The following is a 566-nucleotide window of genomic DNA, read 5'->3' on the forward strand; positions in this document are numbered from 1 at the left end:
GTAACACGAAAGAGAACACATTATGGCAATGGCAATTGGCAATGATGGAGATGGTGAAGACGAAGTCAACAGCACCATCAACACCACCCCGCTGGTCGACGTCATGCTGGTTTTGCTGATCATCTTCCTGATCACCACCCCGGTGATTACAGATACGGTCAAGCTCAAGCTGCCGGCAGAAACCAACGTGATTTACAAAACCAAACCGGAAAACATCACCCTGTCGATCAACAAGGATGGTGACTTGTACTGGAACGGCAGCATGAAGCCGCTGGGCAGTACGGATGCCTTGTTTGAAAAGCTCAAGGTAGAAGCAATCAAGGTTCCGCAACCGGAGTTGCATATCCGTGGAGACCAGAATACCCGCTATGAGTTTGTTGGCAAAAGTATCCTGACGGCACAACGTGCCGGTATCGCCAAGGTCGGTTTCGTGATTGAACCGCCTCCACGGAACTAGTGTTTTGAATGACTAAACAGGGTTGGCGAAAAATTGTCCTGACAAGGCGTAGCGACGAAGACAGTGCGAATAGCACGGCGAGGAGCTGCAACGCAGTCAGGGCGATTTT

1 protein-coding gene is annotated in these 566 nt (G+C 50.5%); it reads left to right on the plus strand.

Features of this window, described 5'->3' with window-relative positions; translation table 11 throughout:
- Positions 1-22: 22 nt before the first annotated feature.
- Positions 23-457 carry an ExbD/TolR family protein gene (locus AC07OI_RS29815; RefSeq protein WP_492703637.1) on the plus strand — a complete coding sequence of 145 codons (435 nt, stop codon included), beginning with the start codon at positions 23-25 and terminating at the stop codon, positions 455-457.
- The last annotated feature ends 109 nt before the right edge of the window (positions 458-566 follow it).

It is taken from the genome of Undibacterium sp. GW821-FHT07F11 (genome assembly GCF_059418665.1).